Here is a 24,336-nt window from a genome sequence, read left to right on the forward strand (position 1 = left end):
TTTAAAATTTTATTTCAAACCTTCATTTTATCCCCGACTAGTATTACTGCTTATTATTATTCGATCTCCACATAGTCAGCTAAAAAATCCACTAAATGAACCGCCGTGATTTTTTCTGACAAACCAGCCCGTTCAATTCCTAATTTCATTTGTAAGAGACAGCCGGGATTTGAAGTAACAATTACAGCTGCATTCGTCCGCTTAACCTTTTTCATTTTGTCGTCCAATATCTTCATCGACATTTTATTTTCAATCAGATTATAAATCCCGGCAGAACCACAACAAGAATCCGCGCCATCAAGCTCTATATATTCCACATTACCAATAGACTGAATCAGATCCCTCGGCTGCTGAATAACCTTTGTTACATTTCTTAGATGGCATGAATCCTGATAAGTCACCGTTATCTGGTTATAAGCTTTTAGCTTTAACTGATTAAACTCTAGTTTTGTAAGCAAACTCGAAATATCTATGATTTTCGCTTGAAAAACTAAGGCTCTCTCTTTCCAGTCAGGATCTTTTTCTAGAACAAATGGATAATCATATAAAAAGGCACCGCATCCTCCAGCATTGTTAACTATGTAATCTGCTTTTAGACTTTCAAACGCTTCGATATTTTGTTTTGCCAGCCGGGCCGCATTATTTTTTTCTCCGCTATGGGCATGAAGCGCTCCACAGCAGGCTTGCTGTTCTGGAATCCAAACCTCGCATCCTGCTTTTTGCAAAAGCGAAATGGTAGAATTGTTCGTACCAGTGAACATAGTATCCATTAAACACCCAGTAAAAAAAGCTACTGTGGCTTTTTTGTCGCAAATTGCAGGAAAAAAGCTTGCTCTTTTCATTATTTCCTTTTGATTTGGAACTTTAGGCAATACCTTCTCCATTTGTCGCATCGTATCAGGAAATAACTTTAAAAATCCTATTTTTCTTGTGACCGTCTGCAGACCTGATGTTTGATAGAAACGCAGTAAGCCAGTTGCTTTACTCATTTTTGTCTTATCATTAAATAAGTGCCCAAAAGCTACATTCCTGACAGTTTTTTCAAGCACCCCTTTTGGCTTTGCCTCATTAATGACTTCTCTTGCATTCTCCAAAATATGACCATACTGGACTCCCGCAGGACATGCCGGCTCACAGGCACGGCAGCCTAGACAAACATTAAGTGAATTTTCTACATCGTCATCCCATTGAATCATTCCATCCCGAACAGCCTTTATTAACGCAATCCGACCTCGGGGCGAATGCGTTTCATCATGTCCCGTTTGAATATATGTAGGACAAGCTGGCAGACAAAAACCGCAACGCATACAATCTAGCAGGCTTTCCTCATCAATCTTTTCCTTAAATCCCTGATGGATCCTTTGCCCTAGTGCTGTCGCTGCCACCTGATACCACCACCCGTTTTTTCGCACTTTTTGCAAATACTTTACCAGGATTGAAAATATGAGTTGGATCGAGCGCATCCTTGATTTTCTTCATCACTTCAATACCTTCTTTTCCAAGCTTCCATTCTAAATAGGGTGCTTTCATTTCTCCTACTCCATGCTCGCCAGTGATAGTTCCCCCTAATTCAATAGCAGCTTGAAATATTTCCGCAAATGCTTGTTCAACTCTTTCGATTTCTTCCATATTTCTTACATCTGTTAGGCAGGTAGGGTGCAGATTGCCATCTCCCGCATGACCAAAGGTGCAAATCGTTACATTATATTTCGTTGCTATCCGCCGGATCGCTCTAACCATTTCAGCAATTTTAGAACGGGGAACAGTGGCATCTTCCAAAATCGTAGTAGGCGTTTTCCGTGCGAGAGCTGAGAGTGCAGCGCGCCGTGCTGTTTTTAGTTCTTCTGCCTCTTTCTCATCCTTTGCAACGCTCACATTTCTGGCATAATTCTCTCTGCAAATTTGTTCAATTTGTTCCATTTCACGTTTAACAGATTCTTCTTTACCGTCCTGCTCAATAAGCAAAACCGCTTCCACATCTGTCGGCAAACCGATTTTTGCGAATTCTTCTATAACTTCAAGAGTTGCCTGATCCATAAATTCCAATGTCGCCGGAATAATCTTATTTGCAATAATACTGGAGACTGTTTCCGCTGCCTGTTCTAAAGAATCATAGAAAGCTAGCATTGTTTCTTTATAGACAGGTCTAGGGATTAGTGACAGAATCGCTTCTGTTATGATGCCCAGTGTTCCTTCTGAACCGACAAAAAGACTAGTTAAATCATATCCCGCTACATCTTTTGCGAGTTTGCCCCCTGTTCGGATAATATCACCATTTGCGAGCACCACCTCTAACCCGCATACATAATCCCGTGTAACACCATATTTAAGTCCTCTTAATCCGCCAGAATTCTCATTGATATTTCCGCCAATCGTTGAAATTTTCATAGAACTTGGGTCTGGCGGATAAAAAAGATCAAATTGCTCAACATATTCAATTAAATCCTTTGTGATAACTCCTGGCTGCACCGTGACCGTTAAGTTTTCTTCGTCTAATTCCAGGATACTATTCATATGCTTAAACAAAAGGACAATCCCGCCTGATGAAGGAACAGTCCCTGCTGCTAAATTCGTTCCAGATCCTCTTGGGACAATCGGAATCTTCTTAGATTGGCAAAGACGAACAATTTCGGATACTTCTTTTGTATTCCTCGGGGATAACACTGCATCCGGCATTGCCTGAAATTGTGCAGTCGCATCATAGGAATAGGCGAGTCTATGCACTGAAGATGTTTGCACATTCTCTTTCCCTACAATTTCTTCAAACAGAGTAATCAACTGATCCGTTAGTATAGTCCCCACCCCTTTAATGTAAGTGCTTACATTACAGTATAAGGCTGTACAAGCTAGTAAATCTATGTGCATGTATACAAATTAACGGCTTATATCCTGCTATTTTTTGTATCTTTATACAAAAATAGATAAGAAATGTACAGCATCACTAAATGATGGGTATTTTTTAAATTTAAAGCAGTAAGATCTTCAATTTTTTTCAATCGGTAATGAAGTGTATTAATATGAATGTGCAAATCCTTTGCGGCTTCTTTATGGGATAAGTTACATTCGAACCAAATGCGTAAGGTTTTTAATAATATTTCATCACTGCAAATTGGCTGAATCGTTCTTTGAATAAATTCTTGTTTCGTCTCATCTGATATTGCATATTGGATGATATCAAACTGAAGATCTTGTTCATAAACAATTTCTCTCGCCTCCGCAGCTGCCGCACCCGCACGTTCTGCTTGTTGAAAGGAAACCTTAATTTCCACAGGGTTAACAACCTGACCAACCCCAGCCAATAACTTTCCCTTAGTGAATCGTTTTAGAATCTTTCTTAAAGATTCTACCTCTTGTTTTTTGATACTTTGTGTACGCAATGGGATAAAAACCAGCAGTTTTTCCTGGCCCCAGCGGATAATTAAAGCATCTTCCAACACACCCCAAAGCTTAATAATCTCCTTAAAATCAGAGTAAAGAATTTTGAATGGTTCTTGCATCGATTTAAATACAATGACTTGCTGAAAAGAATACATATCTATTTGGAAAAAGGCTGCCCGGTCGATTAGATCTTGATCCCAAATCTTGGTATGGAGCCAATCAAAAACAAACAGTTCTAATTCGCGTGCTAATCTTTCCTGTTCTTCCCGATACGCGTTATCTTGGATAAAAAGCTCAGTCACCTTTTGCAATAAATGAGCATAGGGTGCCACAACCTCAGGAATGCCTGTTATTCCAATGACCCCTTGTGGCTTTCCATGCATAAATAAAGGAATCACAATCCCGAACTTAACTCCCCGTAAAGATTTCACTTTTTCCTCGGTCATGTGGATCGCCTTTTTTTCTTGGATTGCTAAAAGCGCTCCTTCATGGAAATTCCCGATTCTGCTTGGATCTGTACTTGCCCGGATTATTCCCTCTATATCAGTTAAGATTACACTCTCATTTATTAATTTTTGTACTTCAATGACAATTTTTTGGGCTAGTCCTTCATTTAGCAGCATCTTTATCCCCCGTAAGTGTATCAATTCATTTATATTAGGCATTTTTTTGTATCTTTTTTCTTATTATAATATGGATTTGCAGTATTTGGGGCATATTGATTGATAAGATTATAGGGCTTTACCAGTAAAATACACTTGATATGCAAACGGATGTTCGTATATAGTATTTACAAAGAGGTGACGGAAATGCAAAACAAACTTTTAAAATGGATGATTGAAGGCAAAATAGTGGAAATTATCTATGAATCCAAACAGAAACAGCTTACCCAAAGGAAAATTAAAATACTTGAGATTCAGGATAATCAAGTTAAAGCATATTGTTATTTTCGTGATCAAATTCGCACCTTTCAGATTGATCAAGTCCTGTCTGCATTTCCTGTCTATATGGAACGGAAGCACAAACATTTCTCTTACAGCAAAAAATCAAAAACCAGTTGATTGTCGAAAATTGCCTTGGAAATAAAAATGATGAAAATAGGGGACGGTTCTTGTGAACACAAGAACCGTCCCTTTGTTTCACCTTTATTTTCCTGCAGATTGGGAAGGATATGGGAGTATTTGCTAATAATTTTGAGTTATCCCGTTGTCTTATGGGGCAGACATTGTGTGAGCCCAAATAATTCTTAATAAACACGAATAATCGGATTTGTCTGACAGTTTTGATTCACGTTACACTTTATTGCAGGGGGTTGAATAATGAAGAACATATTTTTTGCATTTAGTCTTACTTTTTTAATGCTGGTTATGACTGCATGTTCGATAACAACATCAAACACTGACGGAGATTTATCCACGCTTGAACGAGCAAAGCAAGAAGGCAAGATCGTTGTTGGCTTCGCAGGCGAAAAGCCTTATGCATATGAGGATGAAAATGGCAATTTGACTGGAGAAGCGGTCGAAGTGGCCCGCGCGGTTTTCAAAGAAATGGGAATTGAAGAAATGGAAGGAAAGTTAACGAAATTTAGTTCCCTAATAAGTGGTTTAAAAGCGGGACAATTTGATGTCATTACTGCGGGCATGTACATCACGCCGGAACGATGCGAGGAAGTTGCCTTTGGAGAACCGGAATACAGTATTGGTGAAGCTCTTGCTGTTCAAAAAGGAAATCCCTTTGATTTGCATAGCTATGAAGACATCGCCAACAATCCAGATGTCAAGGTAGGTGTCATGAACGGCGCCATCGAAATTGATTATTTAAAGGCGGTTGGTGTGAAGGAAAGCCAATTGGAAATTGTCCAGGATATTCCTTCTAATATTACCGCGCTTGAATCGGGCCGTGTGGACGTCATCACTATGACAGGCCCAACATTGGAAGCCGCTCTCGAAACGGCGAATGCACAAAATATTGACCGGGTTGAAGACTTTGAACAGCCAATCGTTAATGGAGAAAGCATCCGCGGTTATGGAGCGGCAGCCTTCAAAAAGGGCGACGATGAGCTCCTTAATGCCTATAACGAAGAACTTAAAAAGCTGAAAGACTCAGGAGAGCTCTTGAACATAATTAGTGATTTCGGCTTTACAGAAGCTGATTTGCCAGGCGATATGACAACAGAGCAGCTTTGTAAAAGATAGTTTTGTAGATGCAAAGACAGGCGCTCTCAGGGAGGGCGCCTGTCTTCTTCTATTATAGGAAGAAAACAAAATAATAGATTGTAAGGAGTGATGAACCATTAATATAAGCGCATATCTTGATATTTTACCGAAAATATTGCCAGGCTTAATCGTAACAATAGAAATTTTGATGGCATCGGCAATCCTGGCATTTTTCATCGCATTTGCCGCTGGACTGGGGCGTATTTCAAGATTTTCCATTGTCAGAAAAATAACTGTGATATATGTGGAACTATTCAGGGGCACGTCCTTGCTTGTTCAGCTATTTTGGATTTTTTTCGCCTTGCCGGCATTCGGCATTCAATTCTCTCCATTTTTGGCGGGAGTGGTTGCATTAGGGCTTAATTACGGAGCTTATGCATCTGAAATTGTCCGGGGTGCGATTTTGGCGATTCCCCATGGACAAACGGAGGCTTCTATTGCACTGAATATGAGCCGCTGGCAGCGGTTAAGACTGATCATTCTGCCGCAGGCACTCCGCATTATGCTTCCCGGTTTTGGAAACATTTCGATCGAGTTATTAAAAGGAACATCGCTCGTATCAATGATTACGCTCACAGATTTAACCTATAAAGGTTTGATTATTCAAAACACAAACATCAGTTATACCATGCCAGTATTTGTATTACTGCTAGTATTATATTTTGTCATCGCGCTCCCGCTTATTTTCATAGCAAGGAAGTTGGAAAAGAATGCATCAAGAGGAGTGGTTAAAACATGACTTGGGATTGGAATTTTGCTATACAAATTTTCCCCGAAATCGCAGGAGCCATCTGGCTCGTAATTGGCATTACGTTTGGTGCATACATCGTTTCTTTGGTTCTCGGTCTCGTTCTTACCTTTGCGAGAAGATCGAATTTCAAACCGCTATCCTTAATCACTTATTGCTTTATAGAGTTTGTCAGAAGCACGCCTCCTTTAGTTCAGCTGTTCTTTGTCTTTTTTGCGTTACCGTCCATCGGAATTTCTCTGGATAAATATACGGCGGGAATTTTGACGTTAGGAATTCATTACAGTACTTATCTTTCTGAAGTGTACCGCTCCGGAATAGACTCGATACCAAAAGGACAATGGGAAGCGGCCAAAGCACTGAACTTTACGAAGATGCAAACATGGTCAAGGGTGATTCTTCCACAGGCCATCCCGCCAGTTATTCCGATGATGGGCAACTATTTGCTCGTGCTCTTTAAAGAAACTCCCCTTTTAATGGCAATCGGTGTCGGCGAATTTTTGCAAAAAGCGCAATTAATAGGAGCCGAGTATTTTAAATATCTAGAACCGATTACAATTACTGGGATTTTATTTTTATTGTTAAGTTATCCATCAGCAGTTTTGATTAACAAACTTGAAAAGAGATCAAAGCTTGCGTTCAAGTCAAAAAGATTGGAAAGGGTGAAAACATTTGGCGATCGCGGAACGGGAATTCATGAAAAAACATCCTGAGAAAAATATAGGCAACCCATTAGTACGATATGATAATGTAACGAAAAAATTTGGTAATACCCAAGTTTTAAAAGGGTTGAATTTAGACATTAAACCTGGTGAAAAAGTAGCGCTGATCGGTCCAAGCGGATCAGGAAAAACCACCATTATCCGAATGCTGATGACTCTGGAAAAACCAACATCTGGAGTAATTAAGATAGGTGAAGAACTGCTTTGGCACAAAGTAGTGAACGGGAAGCTTGTTGAGGCCGATGAAAAACATTTGCGAAAAATGCGGTCAGACATTGGGATGGTCTTTCAGCACTTTAATCTCTTTCCCCATATGACTATTTTAAGAAACGTAACAGAGGCACCGATCCATGTACTTGGTCTTTCCAAAGAGGAAGCCCGTGAAAGAGCGGTTGACATGCTGACAAAAGTCGGGCTTGGTGAAAAACTCGATGCTTATCCGGAACAGCTCTCAGGCGGCCAAAAACAGCGGGTTGCGATTGCCCGGGCTGTTGTCATGCAGCCGAAGATTATGTTATTTGACGAAGTCACTTCAGCCCTTGACCCTGAACTAGTAGGCGAAGTTCTGCAGGTGATCAAGGAGCTCGCACAGGAAACGGACATGGCAATGGTCCTCGTCACTCATGAAATGGATTTTGCGCGTGACGTTGCAGACAGAGTTGTCTTCTTAAATAATGGGCAAATCGAAGAAGAAGGCAGTCCGGAAGAAATCTTTGGCAGCCCGAAAAGTGAAAGACTTCAGGCGTTTTTGAGCCGATTCTTAAAATCATAGTTTTGTAGACCAAAATGAAACACAAGAACCGTCCCCTTGTTTCACAAAAAGGTCAGGCGAGAGCCTGACCTTTTTTTAGGCTTCAACTGATGCTTTTTGACTGGAGCCTTTATCTTTATTAAATACTAATTGAACGGCAACTAGAACGATGAACATTCCTAAACCAATATAATCTGAATACTTTTCTGGATAAATTAATAATAGGCCGGTTAGAACACTTATGATTCTGACAATCCAATTTAATTTTTGATACCAGAATCCGATTAATCCTGCACCGATTGCGATCATCCCGGTAATGGCTGTAAATATAATCCATACAATTTGTAAAACGGTCGCATCAATCATCAATAATTGTGGCTGATAGATGAACATATATGGAATGATGAATGCTGCGATCGCCAGTTTAGAAGCATTGACACCTGTTTTAATAGGTTCCCCGCCGGATATTCCGCTCGCAGCAAAGGCAGCTAATGCTACAGGAGGTGTAATATCCGCAACTATACCAAAATAGAAAACAAACATATGGGCTGCCAGTACAGGGATCGCCACTTCAAGCTGACTATTCAGTGCCAGAATAGCTGGTAAAGCAATGGTTGACGTGATGATATAATTAGCTGTGGTTGGAGCACCCATACCTAAGATAATGGATGCAATCATTGTAAAGAATAACGTTAGGAATAAGATTACATTTGGATTATCTGCCATAGAAGCCGCTAAGCTTACTAGACTATTCCCCAATTTAAGACCTAATCCCGTTTTCGTTACTACACCTACGATTATACCGGCACAGGCTGTTGCAGCAGCTACCCCTAATGCTGTACGGGCACCATCAACTAACGCTGCAATAAACTTAGGTGGGGTAATTCTCGTATCTTTTCTAAATAAACTAACTAAGATCGTTATCCCAATTCCATATAAAGCCGTCCGCTCAATACTAACACCTATAAATAGGAACCAAATAATGGCTAAAATTGGGGTTAATAAATACAGCTTTTTGAATATCTCTTTTTTATTCGGTATTTCTTCTTTTGGTAATCCCAATAAACCGGTACGTTTTGCTTCAAAGTGGGTCATAATCCAAATTCCCGAAAAATAAAGAAGCGCAGGTATTGTCGCGGCCTTAGCGATTTCCCAATATCCAACTCCAGCAAACTCAATCATAAGGAATGCCGCAGCACCCATAATCGGAGGCATAATTTGTCCCCCAGTGGAAGCAGCCGCTTCGACAGCTCCTGCGAATTCCTTACGATACCCCATTCGTTTCATTAATGGAATCGTATATGAACCCGTTGTCACAACATTTGCTACTGAGCTTCCAGATATTGTACCTTGAAGCGCACTTGAGAAAATCGCCACTTTAGCAGGTCCCCCAATGCGGCGTCCAGCTATCGTAATCGCTAAATCATTGAAATAGTTTCCGACTCCTGTTTGGACAAGGAACGATCCAAATAGTAAGAATAGGAATATATAAGTAGAGGATACCTGTAAAGGAGTACCTAAAATACCCTCAGTTGTAAAAAACATCGTTTTAATTAATTGGTTTAAATCTAATCCCCGATGAGCCAGCATCCCTGGCATCGATTGGCCAAATATCGCATAAATGAGGAAGATTGATGCGATAATCGTAATTGGTAAACCTACTGCACGTCTTGTTGCTTCCAATACGAGTAAGATCGCCAATCCGCCGACAATCATTTGCGCTGTGTCGATTTGACCAATTTGCTGGACAAGCGTTTTATAGAACAATGGCCAATAAGCACTGACAGCAATTGCAATTAATGCCAATACATAATCATACCAGGCAATCTTTCGTTTATTCCCTTTTCTTCTCGCCGGAAATAGCAGAAAGATAAGTGCTAACGCAAACCCTAAGTGAACGGTTCTTTGAATATAGGCAGTTAATTGCCCGAAATAACCTGTATACAGCTGAAACAGAGAAAACGCAATTAAACCAAAAAACACGACTTTCGCTGCGATTCCTGTCAGTCTGCGAGTATTGGATTCTGCATCATATTTCTGTAATAATTCTTCCTGTTGCTCTTTTGTAATTTCACTCATGTTTTCACTCATGTTTTCACTCATGGATTTTCACTCCTTTCAAATACTGCCATAGGGATAATTGATCGACTTTTACTGTATACCATGCGCCAGGTTCGAAATAATCATTGAACTCGACCATGTGTTCATCACTTTCTCCCCATACAAGCCGATGTTCCGAAACCGTTTTTCCATTTCGAATATTCATAGCCGGGAATACCGTATCTATCCCTTTTATATGATACTTCCCATCTTCATATACAAACGTTTCCCCTTCCCCTGCGTTAGAAGGCATCCCTATTCCAAAATGTTCGTAAACGATTTCATACTGATTAATTTCATGATTCTCTATAACCTTATATTTTTCTGCTACATCGGTTAAATGAATCGAATGCTTCCAAATAATCTGAAAGGTATCTCCCTGATTGATCGGGAGATAGGCTTGAATTTTCTCTGTGTTTTCTTTATAGAATACTAGGGCTGTCCGGAAAGGAACGACAAGGACAAAGAATAGGATAAAAGCTATGAGGGGGATAATGATGAGCAGTTTTTTTCTTATTATGTGTTTCATCATATTTTCCACCTGCATTATCTAACAGAAATGAATGGGTAATTATCCATAAAATACAATTACCCCTTTAAAAGAAGGATGACCGGCTATCAGCCTAATAATAGGACTACAGCCGGCCCATAAAATACTTACTAACGCAGACTACACTTTTCTACTCTAAAATTCCAGCCTCTTTGAAATATTTCTCAGCACCTGGATGCAGGTCAATTCCAACTCCGTTAAGTGCTGATTCTTTCTTAATAAACTCACCTTTAGCATGTGAGATTTTATCTGTATTTTCATAGATTGCTTTAGTAATATCATAGACGACATCTTCAGAAAGACTGTCAGTTACAACTAGCATGGCTAGAACTGCTACTGTTGTTACATCCTCTTCTAGTCCATACGTGCCAGCTGGAATAACATCTTTTGCATAGTACGGGAATTCTGCAACTAATTCTTCAATTTTATCTTCCGCAATAGGAACGATTTTCACATCTACTGTTGCTGACAGACCTTCGACAGCTCCAGTTGGTGTTCCGGCTGTAATAAAGGCAGCATCGATTGTACCGTCTTGAATTCCGCCAGTTGATTCGCCGAAATCAAGATTTTGCGCTTCGATATCGTCTTCTATTGACAAACCGTGTGCTTCCAGAATTTGTTCAGCATTGACATAAGTACCGGAACCAGGCGCACCTACTGAAACAGTTTTTCCTTTCAAATCCTCAACAGATTCGATTCCAGAATCTGCAGATGTTACGATTTGAATTGTCTCAGGGTATAGTGAGCCAATTGCTAGTACATTATCAATTGCTTTGCCTTCGAAAGAGTTGATCCCTTCAATGGCATTGGAAGCAACATCCGTTTGTGTAAATGCAAGCTCAGCATCGCCTGCAGCTAATGCAGCCATGTTGTCAGCAGATGCATTTGAAGAGTTTGCCGTTGTTTCAATCCCAGTTTCATCCGTAATAATTTTTGATAATTCTCCACCAAGCGGATAGTATGTTCCGCTGGTTCCACCAGTTAGCATGCTTAGGAATTGAGGTTTTTCAGCTCCATCTCCATCTCCGGATCCGCCGTTTCCTCCTGAAGACCCGCACGCTGCTAAAAATAAAGAAACAGTTAATAGCATCACGAATGATAGCAATACGTTCTTTCTTTTCACTTGGAATTCCCCCTTGTAAATGTTTTGTAAAGCTACGAATATTTTAACTATTAATCTCTATACCTGTCAAACTCATCTAGTAAAAAAGTCTCTTTATTGTTGCTTGCACAACATTTTTTAATTAATTCTGCCAGGACAAAAATCAATTTTAAATACTATATTACAATACTTGTTAACCAATCAATTCTTCTTCTTGAAGCTTTCTTTTTTCCTGTTCTGTAAGTGCCTCTTCCTCATCACGTAATTTATGGGCAAGGCGTGATGATGCATTCGCTGCAATACTGGCTACCATGTCATCTAAAAAGGTATGGACGCCATTTCCATTTTTAGTATCCAGCTCTTTAATAATTCCGATTTTATTTTTGTCCAGATGGCCAAAGGTAGTAACAGCTATACTTCCGTATCCGAGAGAAGCTCCGAGTGCAATTGTTTCATCCACACCAAATAAACCCTCATCCGCCGCTACTATCGATTGCAAAGGTTCTGATAGCATTCCTTTTTCGGCTAACTGATCTAACTCTACTCCAACAAGGATTGCATGCTGAATTTCTCTTTTCTTGAGAACCATTTCAACACTATCTACACATTCATTCATTGATAGTGCTGGGTAGTATGGAGCTTGCATTTCATATACAATTGTGGCAATGGCTTCAATGGTGACTCCGCGTTCTTCTAATTTCTGACGTGCTGCTTTTGTAATTTCCTGACTATGTACTCTCCCTTTTCCCATGACAGTTTCTCCCTTCCATTTTTAACATTTTCCCTGTAATCGCTGGCCAGAATAAAGTATTATAAAAACCGTAAGATATATTTTAAGTAGACTGTTTGAATTGGAGGACGAATCAATGGGGACAAACCAAGGAACAATAGAGGATTACAGTCTTTTTAGCCAAGAATTACAAGAAGAAATTCCTTTGCTGATTTATAAACCTTCTCACTTTTCAACACTTTATAAATATTCAGTTCTTATTGTACAGGATGGAAAAGACTATTTTCAAATGGGAAGGATCGGAAGAACAGCTGACCTCTTATATACTGAGGGAAAAATAGAAAACTTAATTATTGTTGGAATTCCGTATCGGAATGTTGAGGACCGCAGAACAAAATATCATCCCAACGGTGGAAAACAACAGAGCTATATTAGATTTTTAGCGCATGAATTAGTACCTTTTATAGACAATCATTTTCCAACTTACCAGGTTGGGTCTGGAAGAGCACTTGGCGGAGATTCTTTAGGCGCAACCGTGTCACTGATGGCAGCCCTTAAATATCCGAATATTTTTGGTAAGATGCTGTTACATTCCCCTTATGTTGATGAAAAAGTATTCAATGTTGTAGAAAATTTCGATCAGCCCCACTTAGTCAATCTTTACCATGTGATTGGAAAACAAGAAACTGAGGTAAAAATGACGAATGGGGAAATCATGGATTTCTTACAGACTAATCGTGAGCTTCATGATTTAATTGAAGCAAAGGCAATTCAAAATTTTTATGATGAATTTGATGGAAATCATACATGGAAGTATTGGCAGCCCGATTTAAAAAGAGCCTTACAAATAATGTTCGCAAAACATGAAACAGCAGGCTAAACATAAGAAGTATTGTCTATATCTTACTGTTTTGTTTTTTGTTATAATGGGAGGAAGACACACTGCGGAAGACCTATTACTTACCATGTGGTAATTCAGCCATAAAAGGAAAAAATAAGGGAGGTTTTTTTATGAAATACGGTATTGTCATTTTCCCATCAAAAAAACTGCAGGATTTTGCTAATTCCTATCGGAAGCGCTATGACCCGCACTATGCACTGATTCCGCCACATTTGACTCTTAAAAACGCATTTGAAGCGGATGATGAAAAAGTAAAAGAAATCTCAGAAAAGTTAGAAGAACTCTCCAATCAGTATGAACCGTTTCCTTTAAAGATCAATAAAGTCAGCTCTTTTCAGCCTGTAAATAATGTTATTTATCTGAAGTGTGAACCGAATGATACCCTTACTGGCCTCCATAATGATTTACATACAAATTTTTTTGGACCGGAAGCTGAATATGCTTTTGTTCCACATATTACAATCGGTCAAAAATTATCTGATGCCGAGCACTCAGATGTGTATAGTGCGATAAGAATGCTGGATGTTAAATTTGAAGAAACTGTTGACCGTTTTCATCTGTTGTATCAGCTGGAAAATGGTTCGTGGACTGTATACGAAACATTCAGATTAGGGAGAGAAGAATAAAGTGGAAGTAAGGACTGTTAAGACAACTGAAGAATTACAAGATGCATTTACGATCAGAAAGAAAGTATTTGTTGAAGAACAAGGAGTTCCCATCGAAGAAGAAATTGATCAATTTGATGATACGGCAACCCATTTCGTCCTGTACCATAACCACTCTCCAGCAGGTGCAGGCCGTTTCCGGATTTTAGACGGGATAGGAAAAGTCGAACGGATTTGCGTTGATTCCTCCTTACGCGGACTTGGCGGCGGAAAAGCGATTATGAGCAAAATTGAGGACTATGCAAAAGAACAAGGGATTACTGCATTAAAACTTAATGCACAAACACATGCCATCCCTTTCTACGAGTCACTTGGGTATAATGTAGATTCTGATGAATTTATGGATGCAGGGATTCCGCATAAAACCATGAAAAAATACATTTAACGAATAGGGCTGTTTCCTTTCAAATGTCTGTTTTATCCTATGTGAAAAAATAGACTTTGGAGAAACAGACCTTTTTTTATGGCCTTTAAAACCTAATAAAAATCCATCAGAATGCACACCCTATATTGTAAAGGTGGGATACTGATGGACTTCCTAAAAATTGCCTTTGAACTGGTGGTGGGGTACATTGCCCTGTTTGCCCTTACCAAGATCTTAGGTAAAACACAAATTACCCAAATTACGGCATTCGACTTTATATCTGCTCTAGTTCTTGGGGAGCTGGTTGGAAATGCAGTGTTTGACAAAGACATAGGTGTTCGGGAGATTCTTTTTGCTGTTTCCTGCTGGTGTGTTTTAATATTTGCTACTGAAATGGCGACCCAGAAATTTAAGCGGGTCAGAAAGCTTTTAGAAGGAGAACCGTCCATAATTATACATAAGGGGAAAATCGTATATAATCAGCTGAAAAAAAATCATTTGGATATTAATCAGCTCCAGCATTTACTAAGATCAAAGGATATTTTCTCTATTCGTGAATGTGAATATGCACTTTTAGAAACAGATGGAACAGTCAGTGCTATAAAAAAATCAGACTTTGCCACGCCAACCAGAAATGATTTATCACTGCCTTCCCAAGAGATTGGGCTTCCTATTACATTAGTGATAGATGGTGAAGCGATTTACGATAACTTAAATGCCATTTCTAAAGATCTTGACTGGCTAAAAAATGAGTTGAAACAACAAGGTATTCCCGATATTAAAAACGTACTTTATGCGGAATGGGAAAAAGAAAAAGCTTTGCACATACAAACGTATTAGTGCAAAGCTTTTTACATGTTTGCTCTAATTATTAATTGATAATCCTCTATTTTAAATATGGCTCTCTCACTTTCTATGAGCTGGGCGATATAGGCTCCAACAGCAGTACGAAATAGTAAAAATGAAGAGAGATGGGGGATATTCACATCTTTTTGCCTGCATAAGTAGGCAAAAAGCGCTTCAAAAGAACACGCACCCTGTTGCTTTACAAATTCTTCAGTTAATTTTAAAATCTGCTGATGCCATTCTATATTAATTTGAACTGTCTCCTGATACGATTCCTCATAAGATCCATGTCCGGGAACTGATCCTTTTACGCGCAAAAGACTGAGTGCCGCTAAACTTTCCAGTGTCTTTTTATAATCGACAATAAAGGGAATTTTATGCTTATACAGGGCCTCTACTCCAAAATAAGCATCAGCCGCAAATAAGATACTGTCAAATTCAATTCCTATCTGCTGGTAGCTATGTCCCGGAAAGGAATGAATCTGAAAGGAAACCCCATCTATCGTTTCTGTCCCTGCCTGAATTTTTCTGTCAACTGAAACTGAAGGTGCTTCTAAAAATTTATTTCTTAATTCCTGAACAGGGTAAGTTCCTTGAAATAAGTAAATCGGCTCCAAAACTGGATTCTCTATGATGGCGGCTTCTAGATCAGGCGCAATTACGATAATCTGAAAATTTTCCTTCAAATACCGGGCTCCGCCAAAATGGTCTGAATGAGCATGGGTAATAAAAAGGTGAGTTAATGGCAAATTATTGCTCTGCAGATGCTTGACCACTTTTTTTGCAGCAGCTGCTTCCAGTCCGGCATCGATTAAAAAGCCCTTGCCATCTGCATGAATATATCCGATATTAACTGCTGCTTGATAGTAACCGCAATGATCGCTAATCTTCTTATATTCCATTTGTTTATTCCTTTCATTACATGGTTACTATATAGATTCATTAATAAACTTCCCTTTTCCTTCTATTTCAAATAATAAATTTTGATTTACTTGAATGGTTTGAGAAATCAAGCTTTGATCTGTTTTATTCGTGTTTAAATAGCTCTTAGCAGGCATACTATTGATAAAGTCTTCACGCTTAACCTTTTTGTTTTTAGTAATTTTCACAGGGGCCAGAACAAGGTGATTTGGGTATTTTTGTTTATGGATTCTGTTTACATATTGAGCTGCTCCATAGTCATGAAATGGCAGGTAGTATCCCATTGTTCCCTCACCCCCTGAATTTTATTTATTCTGTCCCAATGTCCTTCTGCACTGAACATCTTCTTGTTTTATCCCCATTTTCCTACCAAAAAAAACCTAAAGTTTTAGTCATTTCTCCACAAAAATAGACAAAGGGGTGACGAAATTTGTCTTTTCTTTCTTCACCCATTTGCCTTTCCCTTTGATTACTTCTTTTTATTATTTAGCATATTTGAAATCGTGTTGAAATCTAATGATTTTCCATCTTTAATAATGGATTGAACAATGGTATCTTCCAATTCCTGCGATACTGGTTTATTGGCGATTTGGGAAACTCTTTTAATGACAGCACGAACCGTATTTTCGTCCTTAAAATTTGCATGCTGCAGCGAATTGGCAAGCTCTAATATATCTTTCATACTAACTCCGGTTTTTTTCTCAATGTTTTTGAAGAATGAATCCATTGATTGTAAGCCTCCTTTTTTCACTACCCTATTCTATGTAGGCGAAAAAAAATTGGTGCTTTATCGATGGAATCATTATAAAAAAGACAAAAAGGCGGAGCAGCTGTTTGCCGCTCCACCTTTTTTTCTGCGTTAGCAGAAGCTTGCACCGACGATAATCAATAAGATAAACAACACGACGATCAACACGAACGTGGAACCTACACCACAACCAAATCCAGCAACCGCTCCAGGGAAACCGCAGTGACCTCCGTAGTAACCACCCCAATGCATGATTTGTCACCTCACTTTGTGTCGAACTCACTTTTAACATATGTAAAGGATGACAAATGTGTATGGGCTATCCTCCATAATTTTGGGATTTTTATAGACATTTATCCAGAACAGATTTTTAGAGGAATATAATGAGCTTTTTTTCAGCTATTTTTTATCCTTTCGGCTTGAACAACAGTGCTCCTAGAAAACCAAATACTATGGCTGCTGAAATACCAGAGCTTGTGACCTCAAACATACCGGTTAATACACCAATTATTCCATGGGCATCGACTTCCTGAATTGCCCCGGCAGTTAGCGTATAACCAAAGTTTGTGATAGGAACGGTTGCACCCGCACCTGCAAAGTCTACCAGTTTTTCATATATCCCAAATCCGCTTAAAATTGAACCGGCTACAACTAAAATACTTAGCATATGTCCTGGTGTCAGCTTAAATACATCCAACATAATTTGTCCGATTACACAAATAGCTCCTCCTACTACAAACGCCCAAAAAAACATGGCAAGCATCCTGGCATCCCACCTTTACATTGTTTGATCATCATATTCAACCGCAACTGCATGGGCAATACATGGGATCGTTTCTTTTTGCTGGTAAGATAAAGGAGATAATAAAGCTCCCGTAGCCACCCACAAGATTCGTTTAAAAGTCCCTTTTTTCATTTCATTGAGTAAGTGTCCGTACATCACAGCTGCGGAACATGCGGCTCCGCTGGCTCCGGCTTGTACGGGCTGTTCAGGTCCATATATTTTTAATCCGCAATCTTGAATCCGGTCCTCTTGCATCTTTAAACCGTGCTGATTGATTAATAAATCTTTTAGTGTATTGTTGCCTATTCTTCCTAAGTCTCCTGTCACAATCACATCATAATAGGAAGGGTCGACTTGCATATCATTCAAATGAGTGATAATCGTATCGGCGGCAGCAGGTGCCATTGCTCCTCCCATATTAAATGGATCTGTTAATCCCATATCTATTACTTTTCCAATGGTAGCCGAAGTAAGAACAGGAGCCGGTCCCTGAACATTTTGTCGATGAGTCACTACTGCCACACCAGCTCCTGTTACGGTCCATTGAGCAGTTGGCGGTTTTTGCCCTCCATATTCGGTTGGATAGCGGAACTGTTTTTCTACCGCAGCGTTGTGACTCGAGGCGCCAGTTAATACATACTGGGCTCCTTCATTATTAATAATAAAACCGGCAAGGGCTAATCCTTCCATCGAAGTAGAACAGGCACCGAATATACCGAAATAAGGAATTTGCTCAGTTCTCGCTGCAAAAGTCGTTGGGGTCATTTGATTGATTAAATCCCCTGCAATCATAAATTGAATTTGGTCAGGAGTAAGCGAAAGCTTTCCTAAAGCACTATCGACAGCCTCTTCCAACAGGACACGATGTGCTTTTTCGTATGAATCCTGTTCCATCCACAAGTCTGTATGTAAAACATCGAATTCATCCCTTAAAGGTCCATTGGCTTCAAAAGGTCCGCCTATAACGCCTGTAGCGGCAATAGCTGGACGATTTTGAAAGATCCATGAGTTTTTCCCTTTTAGCATTAGATGACCCCCCAGTTCATTAGGAGCGTCTTAATCAATACAACAATGAACGCACTAAAGACGCCGAATAAAACAACTGATCCAGCTAATTTAAACATATTGCCGCCAACACCCAGCACATAACCTTCTGTTCTGTGTTCAATACATGCGGAAATCACAGCGTTACCGAATCCTGTTACCGGCACGGCACTTCCTGCACCTGCAAATTGTCCGATTCGGTCGTAAACACCAAACCCTGTAAGTAACATAGAAAGGAAAACCATGGTTGCAACCGTTGGATTTCCCGATGTTTGTTCAGTAAATGGGAAAAAATAAATATAGAAGTAGCTGATTGCTTGTCCAATTATACAAATGAACCCTCCTACCAAAAAAGCTTTAATACAATTTTTTAGGACAGGTCGTTTTGTTTCATGTTTTTGTTCTAATTGTTTATATTGTTGCTGTTCTGGAGATATTTTGTCATTAGGACCATTCACGTCTCAAAGCATCCCTTTCTACGTTTTTTCCTTTTGTAAGGTTAAAAGCTCTTGAAATTTCTTTTCTGCCTGGTCTTCTGTGAAGGACGGATCCTTCATTTTATTTTTCAGCTTAACCGCTTCTAAAAAAATCTTATAATCGCTTGATAGAGAAAAGTTTTCGTCTGGATATCGCTCCTCAAGCATTTTCTCCAGATCTTTTTCAATTTTTTTCATATGGAATCTTTCCAAATGCTTAACCTTATAAACAACTAAGGTTTCATCTTTCCCTTTGATTACCATGACATCATAGATATCTTCCAATTTTTCAATATCATGCTCGATTTTTTCAGCCATCGATCGCGAATGATAATCAATACTTTGCGGAGGTGGATCTATAACCTTGACTAAAGACCATTGTTCGTCCGGTTCCTTTGGTGCTTCAAACGTACATCCCAATAATGTGACAATAATGAAACTAAGCATTCCAAATAATAAAGTCCTTTGCATGTCTGTCATCCCTTTTTAGACGTATTTCTAGTTTTTATTTTCTGCTCTAGCCGCCGAAAATATTACCATCTTACTCTGACATCATTTACCATTGGAGCCGTCTCTGCGCACTTACCTGGAACAGAGATTACTTGTATTAACATTTAAATAAAAAAATAGCTACCAGTTAAACTGATAGCTACCATTTTTTTAATGGCGGTCTTTGCCTCATTAATTTCTTTTTGCTGCACCCGCAATCTTTTTTGATGGTTTGAGGGATGGGGATCATTTTCGGCTGTAGTGAAAATTGGATTTTTTTAAACATATTCCGACCTCCTTTACCGCTCTTGTTATATACTATGTGTTACTAAAAAAACATGTCTCCATATAAGCCTATATCACCTTTGAACAAAATGAACGATTGTCTCTATTAATGCGGCTAATCCAGCAATGGCCAGCACGACAATGATGGGCTGAAATAAAGAGGGATAAGCTAAATAACCTCCATAAAGTCCGAGTGCGGACCAAACTCCGGTACACCAATAACAGCTGATCAGCTCCCCAACCCAGCTTTGAAAGCCTTTTTCTTTGGGTTTAATATAAGTTTCTACTTCACCATTTTCATTGACTTCTGTCCACTCTACAAAAAAAGGACGTCTGATAAATTCTGTAATTTTGTCAAATACCACTAATCTGGTTAAGCGAAAACTGGCTAACGATAAAAGAAAAAAGTCAAATACGGATGGAACGTCCATTTCTCTCCTCCTATCTCCCTTTTATGTATATGCTCCTGACTTTGGATGGACGTTCATTTTTTGCAAAAAAAATACACTCTAACCCTCGAAAGGCAGAGTGTAAAAGTGTTTATAAAATATGGAACCCGCTGTCAACGTGAATCGTTTCTCCTGTAATTCCGCGTGAAAGATCACTAAATAGGAAGGCAGCGGTATCTCCCACTTCCTCAGGTGTTGTTGTTCTGCGAAGTGGAGCGGTTTCTTCTATGACTTTGAGAATGGAATTAAAGTCTCCGATTCCTTTTGCAGAAAGTGTACGGATTGGTCCTGCAGAAATAGCATTAACACGGATTCCTTCTTTTCCAAGGTCATTAGCCAGATATTTAACACTGGCGTCAAGTGAAGCCTTGGCAACACCCATTACATTGTAGTTTTGAACGACTCTTTCCCCGCCAAGATACGTTAAGGTAAGAATGCTTCCGCCCTCTCTCATCATTGGCCGTGCTTCTTTAGCTATAGCTGTTAAAGAATACGCACTTATATTTTGTGCAAGTAAAAACCCATCACGATTCGTATTTAAATATTCACCTACTAGTTCTTCTTTATTGGCAAATGCAATACAGTGTGCAATTCCGTGAATCGTCCCTACTTTTTCCCCAATCATTGCAAAAGCAGTCTTAATCTCTTCATCAACCGTGACATCACACGAAACTAAAAATGGCTCTTGTCCTTCCAGTGTTTCCGCCAATTCGCGCAGTCCTTTTTCAAAACGTTCACCCGCATATGTAAAAATTAAATTAGCACCAGCTTCATGAAGAGAACGGGCAATTCCCCAAGCAATGCTTCGTTTATTAGCTACTCCCATTACGACAATATTTTTTCCTTTTAAAGAAAGCATTTGTCGGCCTCCTATTATTACATGTTATTAGTACCTAGTACTAATTTTACTATAAATTTTTCATTTTGCAAAGTCAGGAAACCGAACTTGTTGTTGAAATTATAATACACATGGGTTGTATTGGACTTTTGGTGCGTTAGAAAATGAAATAAGGAGGGGCCTTGTTGCTCCTCCTTATTTATCTTGTTTCAACGGATCGGGACTTAAAGTCTGTGTTAAAGCTTCTAAGCAGCTGCAAATTTGGCAGTTCAAGCATTTCGATTCTTTATTATCTTGTTCGTTCTTTTCTGCTGTCGGAATCGCTATAACCATGTAAGTTCCTCCTTTCTAGTTTGGAGCGGCTGCTGTTGCTTCTGAAGAAGTTCTATTACGAAAAACCCATTTACTCAAAGAAATACTTAATTCATATAAAAGTAACAATGGTACTATCACCAGGATGTCAGAAATTAAATCTGGCGGAGTAATTAAAATCGAGACAACAATCATAAAAAAATAAGCGATTTTTCTTGCTTTTATTAGCTTGTGGGGATTAATAATCCCTAGTCTAGTCAAGAACATGAACACAGCTGGCATTTCAAATATAAACCCAAGAGGCATTGTGAGGTTTAGCATAAATGTAAAGTATTTTTCCCCCGTAAAAAAAGTTTGAAACTGATCAGCCCCAAGGTTAATCAAGAAGGTAAGAACCATTGGGAACAAAATAAAATACCCAAATGCAATCCCAGCCAGAAACAAGAAAAATAAACCAGGAATAAACAATAAGGTGATTTTTTGCTCCTCTTCAGTGAGCCCTGGTTTTACAAACTTCCAAACTTGGAAGGCGGCAACCGGAATGGTGAAAGCAATCGCACAAACGCCAGAGATCGTCATGTAAATCCAAAGAATATCTCCGGGTCCTAATACGGCTAATTTGCCATCCAGGTCTTTTACTAAAAATTGATAAATTTCCTTCACATAGATAAACGCCATTATAAATGAGATAGCGAAAGCAACTAACGTGACAATAATTCTATTACGCAATTCGTTTAAATGGTCAATAAAATTCATTTGAGTCTGATCCATATTTGACTCCTTTTAGAAACCTTGTTAGAACTCACCTAATTTATTCTTCTTGTCCTTTTAAAAAGGAAAGATGTAAGCTGTTTTATGGGCTTACATCTTTCAGTTGGTTAGCTCCCCGTCTTACTTTGTGAATTTTCAATGGCTTGTAATTTCTTTTTCCCTTCAGCCTTGTCAGTTTCGTCGCCACCGTTAACAAGATCGTGGGTTGCTTTTTTAAATTCCTTTAAAGTATTTCCAAAGGCACGTCCGATTTCAGGCAGCTTTGAAGGTCCAAAAATAATTAAAGCAATGACCAGAATCAATATTAGCCCAGGGATTCCAATATTTTGCAGCACAAATATTCACCTCACAAAGAAGGGACGTTTTCATAAAGGTACGACCCGAATTTATTAAATTTTATTTTACAGAATAGGCATTCCATGCCGCTCTAATGCAGCTGCTTCTAAAATCGACATACCTTGTTCTGCCGCAAAGGCTGCAAGCTTGTCCGACACAACCGGTCCAAGATTTACTGGCGGTGCTGCAAAACCCATCGCCCGCTGCCGTACCGCATTTCTGCGGGCAAAAGGTCCCCAAATAGCAAAAGTAATTCCCGGAGACTGGATATTTACAAAGAATGTATTTCCATCAGGAGAGAACGTCGGACCTGCAAACTCAGAACCGTTCAGACGATTTTCCGCAAAAGGGTAAACATTTCCATCAGGAGTCATGCCAATGATTTTGTCGTTTCCATCGCCATCCTCAGCAATCCACAGGTCACCCCAAGGAGCCATCGCAATATTATCAGGCATTTCTAATTCATTTTGATCCGTAGATTCATAGAAAAGCTCTAAGGTGTTAGTGGAAGGAAAGTAACGATAAACACGGCCTAGATTTCCGCTTCCTGCACTTGTATCGTCAAACCAAAAAACACCTGCTGAAAAAAACGCTCCTTCTAGGCGGCTAAACTGAATGCAGCCAAGATCCTTGGCATCTTTTTGTGCCCTTTCTGGATTTAGTTTTTTCCATACGATTCCAAACTTTTGTCCTGTGTTAAAAGTACTTGCGGATGTAGCTGGCAGTTCATCAAGTGCAGCTGCTTCCAGAATTCCGCCTTTTTGCAGAGAACCTAGAGTTTGGCTGCGGTCGTTTGGGGTAAAGCGATAGAGAAAGCTTGGATCAGAATCCTCTGTTAAATACCAAATACCTGTTGCTGGGTCAACAGCACATGCTTCGTGAGAGAAATACCCCATGTCACGAATCGGTGTTTTTGACATATCATTCTCCGGATCAAGCGGATTTACTTCAAAAACAAATCCGTGTCCCATATTTCGTGTTTCTTCACAAGTCAGCCAAGTACCCCATGTGGTGGCACCACCGGCACAGTTGCGAATCGTCCCTGAGCTAGATACATACTCTTTGATCACTTTTCGATCTTCTCCGACAATAAGAGTCGTGGTTCCGCCAGCTGCACCTTTACTCCAAGGATTTTTTCCGTTTACAGGATAATCTGAATTTGTTCCGTTCTCATGATTCCGCACTAAGATTGTTGTATTTTTTTCTCCTTTATAAGCTGCCATTCCATCCAGCATTGCAGGGACTAAGTCTCCGTTTGACATTTTGTCTCCAGTTCTTGAAATGATACGGTAGTGAAATCCCTGCGGAAGATCAAGAATGCCATTTGGATCTTTTACCAAAGGACCGTATCCGCCAAATCCACTTGTTGGATTCGGTTCCGCTGCGAATCCTTTCGCAGCTCCGCTAATGGAATATACTCCTGTTGCTCCCAATGCCAATGCTACTGTACTCATCCCGCCAACCTTTAAAAAGTCACGTCTGTTCAGTCCAGAATTAGAAGATTTCATTGATCCTACCTCCACTTAATTTTTATTAGAGGACAAATAACTAATTAAGCAATCTCTAACAATAAAATTAACAGACTATTCTTAATTATTTATTACAGCAATGTAATTGTTTATGTATAGCAAAAAAATAAACCGAAAGTCATGTATTAATAGTGAAAATAGGGAAGTTATTTGTCGTTTTTTTAAATCGAAAGTAATAAATAAACCGAGAGGAAAAGATAGGAAGGATGAAATTCGGGTACAAAGACCGGTAAATTAGACGGCACATTTTTAATTTTTTGTAAACAGAAATAAAGCTATTT

Annotated in this window: 31 protein-coding genes; 9 read left to right on the top strand and 22 right to left on the bottom strand. The window is 39.3% G+C overall.

From position 1 onward, the window contains the following. Positions 1 to 56: 56 nt before the first annotated feature. The 3 genes from CRO56_RS16825 to CRO56_RS16835 form a co-directional block, all read right to left on the bottom strand. A complete protein-coding gene (locus CRO56_RS16825; RefSeq protein ID WP_179714303.1) occupies positions 57 to 1,385 on the bottom strand; it encodes a (Fe-S)-binding protein in 1,329 nt (442 codons plus the stop codon). Further along, positions 1,342 to 2,793, bottom strand: a complete 1,452-nt coding sequence (gene glcD / locus CRO56_RS16830; protein ID WP_097159861.1) for a glycolate oxidase subunit GlcD — start codon at positions 2,791 to 2,793, stop codon at positions 1,342 to 1,344. Before glcD ends, CRO56_RS16825 begins: the two co-directional genes overlap by 44 nt. A gap of 89 nt (positions 2,794 to 2,882) precedes the next feature. Next, positions 2,883 to 4,001: a CdaR family transcriptional regulator gene (locus tag CRO56_RS16835; RefSeq protein WP_179714322.1), complete on the bottom strand. Its 1,119-nt coding sequence runs from the start codon at positions 3,999 to 4,001 to the stop codon at positions 2,883 to 2,885. A 186-nt stretch (positions 4,002 to 4,187) separates the two neighbouring features. On the opposite strand from CRO56_RS16835, the gene CRO56_RS16840 reads away from it, so the two are divergent. The 5 genes from CRO56_RS16840 to ehuA all read left to right on the top strand — a co-directional run bounded on the left by CRO56_RS16840 (position 4,188) and on the right by ehuA (position 7,836). Then, complete coding sequence (locus tag CRO56_RS16840; RefSeq protein WP_097159791.1) at positions 4,188 to 4,439, top strand: WYL domain-containing protein; 252 nt, start codon at positions 4,188 to 4,190, stop codon at positions 4,437 to 4,439. Between the two features lie 258 nt (positions 4,440 to 4,697). Further along, the gene (gene ehuB / locus CRO56_RS16845; protein ID WP_097159792.1) at positions 4,698 to 5,573 is read left to right on the top strand and encodes an ectoine/hydroxyectoine ABC transporter substrate-binding protein EhuB; all 876 of its coding nucleotides are present in this window, start codon (positions 4,698 to 4,700) and stop codon (positions 5,571 to 5,573) included. 103 nt (positions 5,574 to 5,676) lie between these two features. After that, a complete protein-coding gene (ehuC, locus tag CRO56_RS16850; RefSeq protein WP_097159793.1) occupies positions 5,677 to 6,333 on the top strand; it encodes an ectoine/hydroxyectoine ABC transporter permease subunit EhuC in 657 nt (218 codons plus the stop codon). Further along, on the top strand, positions 6,330 to 7,055 hold the full coding sequence (gene ehuD / locus CRO56_RS16855) for an ectoine/hydroxyectoine ABC transporter permease subunit EhuD (protein WP_097159794.1): 726 nt from the start codon (positions 6,330 to 6,332) through the stop codon (positions 7,053 to 7,055). The genes ehuC and ehuD overlap by 4 nt, the downstream gene beginning before the upstream one ends. Then, the gene (gene ehuA / locus CRO56_RS16860; protein WP_097159795.1) at positions 7,039 to 7,836 is read left to right on the top strand and encodes an ectoine/hydroxyectoine ABC transporter ATP-binding protein EhuA; all 798 of its coding nucleotides are present in this window, start codon (positions 7,039 to 7,041) and stop codon (positions 7,834 to 7,836) included. The genes ehuD and ehuA overlap by 17 nt, the downstream gene beginning before the upstream one ends. A gap of 75 nt (positions 7,837 to 7,911) precedes the next feature. Here the strand turns inward: ehuA and CRO56_RS16865 are convergent, their stop codons facing one another. The 4 genes from CRO56_RS16865 to CRO56_RS16880 all read right to left on the bottom strand — a co-directional run bounded on the left by CRO56_RS16865 (position 7,912) and on the right by CRO56_RS16880 (position 12,318). Further along, a complete protein-coding gene (locus tag CRO56_RS16865; RefSeq protein ID WP_097159796.1) occupies positions 7,912 to 9,918 on the bottom strand; it encodes a TRAP transporter permease in 2,007 nt (668 codons plus the stop codon). Next, a complete protein-coding gene (locus tag CRO56_RS16870) occupies positions 9,911 to 10,444 on the bottom strand; it encodes a DUF1850 domain-containing protein (protein WP_097159797.1) in 534 nt (177 codons plus the stop codon). Before CRO56_RS16870 ends, CRO56_RS16865 begins: the two co-directional genes overlap by 8 nt. A 151-nt stretch (positions 10,445 to 10,595) precedes the next feature. After that, positions 10,596 to 11,588 (bottom strand): TAXI family TRAP transporter solute-binding subunit, encoded by a 993-nt coding sequence (locus tag CRO56_RS16875; RefSeq protein ID WP_097159798.1) that lies wholly within the window; start codon positions 11,586 to 11,588, stop codon positions 10,596 to 10,598. 172 nt (positions 11,589 to 11,760) lie between these two features. Further along, a complete protein-coding gene (locus tag CRO56_RS16880; RefSeq protein WP_097159799.1) occupies positions 11,761 to 12,318 on the bottom strand; it encodes a phosphatidylglycerophosphatase A family protein in 558 nt (185 codons plus the stop codon). Between the two features lie 115 nt (positions 12,319 to 12,433). Here CRO56_RS16880 and CRO56_RS16885 point away from each other — a divergent pair, with 115 nt between their 5' ends. The 4 genes from CRO56_RS16885 to CRO56_RS16900 all read left to right on the top strand — a co-directional run bounded on the left by CRO56_RS16885 (position 12,434) and on the right by CRO56_RS16900 (position 15,067). Then, positions 12,434 to 13,177 (top strand): alpha/beta hydrolase, encoded by a 744-nt coding sequence (locus CRO56_RS16885; protein WP_097159800.1) that lies wholly within the window; start codon positions 12,434 to 12,436, stop codon positions 13,175 to 13,177. Between the two features lie 131 nt (positions 13,178 to 13,308). Continuing rightward, on the top strand, positions 13,309 to 13,824 hold the full coding sequence (locus tag CRO56_RS16890) for a YjcG family protein (RefSeq protein WP_097159801.1): 516 nt from the start codon (positions 13,309 to 13,311) through the stop codon (positions 13,822 to 13,824). A gap of 1 nt (position 13,825) precedes the next feature. Beyond that, the gene (locus CRO56_RS16895) at positions 13,826 to 14,248 is read left to right on the top strand and encodes a GNAT family N-acetyltransferase (RefSeq protein ID WP_097159802.1); all 423 of its coding nucleotides are present in this window, start codon (positions 13,826 to 13,828) and stop codon (positions 14,246 to 14,248) included. Positions 14,249 to 14,392: 144 nt separating this feature from the next. Then, complete coding sequence (locus tag CRO56_RS16900; RefSeq protein WP_179714323.1) at positions 14,393 to 15,067, top strand: DUF421 domain-containing protein; 675 nt, start codon at positions 14,393 to 14,395, stop codon at positions 15,065 to 15,067. An 11-nt stretch (positions 15,068 to 15,078) separates the two neighbouring features. Here CRO56_RS16900 and CRO56_RS16905 read toward each other — a convergent pair whose 3' ends face one another. The 15 genes from CRO56_RS16905 to CRO56_RS16965 form a co-directional block, all read right to left on the bottom strand. Further along, positions 15,079 to 15,975 carry an MBL fold metallo-hydrolase gene (locus CRO56_RS16905; RefSeq protein WP_097159803.1) on the bottom strand — a complete coding sequence of 299 codons (897 nt, stop codon included), beginning with the start codon at positions 15,973 to 15,975 and terminating at the stop codon, positions 15,079 to 15,081. Between the two features lie 27 nt (positions 15,976 to 16,002). Next, the gene (locus CRO56_RS16910; RefSeq protein WP_097159804.1) at positions 16,003 to 16,278 is read right to left on the bottom strand and encodes a hypothetical protein; all 276 of its coding nucleotides are present in this window, start codon (positions 16,276 to 16,278) and stop codon (positions 16,003 to 16,005) included. Positions 16,279 to 16,463: 185 nt separating this feature from the next. Further along, a complete protein-coding gene (spoVIF, locus tag CRO56_RS16915; protein WP_097159805.1) occupies positions 16,464 to 16,721 on the bottom strand; it encodes a sporulation-specific transcription regulator SpoVIF in 258 nt (85 codons plus the stop codon). A gap of 132 nt (positions 16,722 to 16,853) precedes the next feature. Beyond that, on the bottom strand, positions 16,854 to 16,994 hold the full coding sequence (locus CRO56_RS16920; RefSeq protein WP_097159806.1) for a YjcZ family sporulation protein: 141 nt from the start codon (positions 16,992 to 16,994) through the stop codon (positions 16,854 to 16,856). 154 nt (positions 16,995 to 17,148) lie between these two features. Then, the gene (gene spoVAE / locus CRO56_RS16925; protein WP_097159807.1) at positions 17,149 to 17,505 is read right to left on the bottom strand and encodes a stage V sporulation protein AE; all 357 of its coding nucleotides are present in this window, start codon (positions 17,503 to 17,505) and stop codon (positions 17,149 to 17,151) included. A gap of 15 nt (positions 17,506 to 17,520) precedes the next feature. Further along, positions 17,521 to 18,552, bottom strand: coding sequence for a stage V sporulation protein AD (gene spoVAD / locus CRO56_RS16930; RefSeq protein WP_097159808.1), 1,032 nt, complete (start codon positions 18,550 to 18,552; stop codon positions 17,521 to 17,523). Continuing rightward, entirely contained in the window at positions 18,552 to 19,028 is a 477-nt protein-coding gene (spoVAC, locus tag CRO56_RS16935) for a stage V sporulation protein AC (RefSeq protein WP_179714324.1), read from the bottom strand. Before spoVAC ends, spoVAD begins: the two co-directional genes overlap by 1 nt. 18 nt (positions 19,029 to 19,046) lie before the next feature. Continuing rightward, positions 19,047 to 19,517 (bottom strand): sporulation protein, encoded by a 471-nt coding sequence (locus CRO56_RS16940; RefSeq protein WP_097159809.1) that lies wholly within the window; start codon positions 19,515 to 19,517, stop codon positions 19,047 to 19,049. Positions 19,518 to 19,695: 178 nt separating this feature from the next. After that, positions 19,696 to 19,821, bottom strand: a complete 126-nt coding sequence (locus CRO56_RS23440) for a hypothetical protein (protein WP_281257325.1) — start codon at positions 19,819 to 19,821, stop codon at positions 19,696 to 19,698. Between the two features lie 73 nt (positions 19,822 to 19,894). Next, positions 19,895 to 20,251, bottom strand: coding sequence for a DUF1360 domain-containing protein (locus CRO56_RS16945; protein ID WP_097159810.1), 357 nt, complete (start codon positions 20,249 to 20,251; stop codon positions 19,895 to 19,897). Positions 20,252 to 20,360: 109 nt separating this feature from the next. After that, on the bottom strand, positions 20,361 to 21,128 hold the full coding sequence (gene fabI / locus CRO56_RS16950) for an enoyl-ACP reductase FabI (RefSeq protein ID WP_097159811.1): 768 nt from the start codon (positions 21,126 to 21,128) through the stop codon (positions 20,361 to 20,363). Positions 21,129 to 21,302: 174 nt separating this feature from the next. After that, positions 21,303 to 21,440 (bottom strand): hypothetical protein, encoded by a 138-nt coding sequence (locus CRO56_RS22975; protein ID WP_179714325.1) that lies wholly within the window; start codon positions 21,438 to 21,440, stop codon positions 21,303 to 21,305. 15 nt (positions 21,441 to 21,455) lie between these two features. Next, entirely contained in the window at positions 21,456 to 22,190 is a 735-nt protein-coding gene (gene tatC / locus CRO56_RS16955) for a twin-arginine translocase subunit TatC (protein ID WP_097159812.1), read from the bottom strand. A 107-nt stretch (positions 22,191 to 22,297) separates the two neighbouring features. After that, entirely contained in the window at positions 22,298 to 22,525 is a 228-nt protein-coding gene (gene tatA / locus CRO56_RS16960; RefSeq protein WP_097159813.1) for a twin-arginine translocase TatA/TatE family subunit, read from the bottom strand. Between the two features lie 66 nt (positions 22,526 to 22,591). Further along, positions 22,592 to 24,034 carry an alkaline phosphatase PhoX gene (locus CRO56_RS16965; RefSeq protein ID WP_097159814.1) on the bottom strand — a complete coding sequence of 481 codons (1,443 nt, stop codon included), beginning with the start codon at positions 24,032 to 24,034 and terminating at the stop codon, positions 22,592 to 22,594. Between the last annotated feature and the right edge of the window lie 302 nt (positions 24,035 to 24,336).

Origin of the sequence: Bacillus oleivorans, assembly GCF_900207585.1 — a bacterium.
Classification (GTDB): Bacteria; Bacillota; Bacilli; order Bacillales; family JC228; genus Bacillus_BF; species Bacillus_BF oleivorans.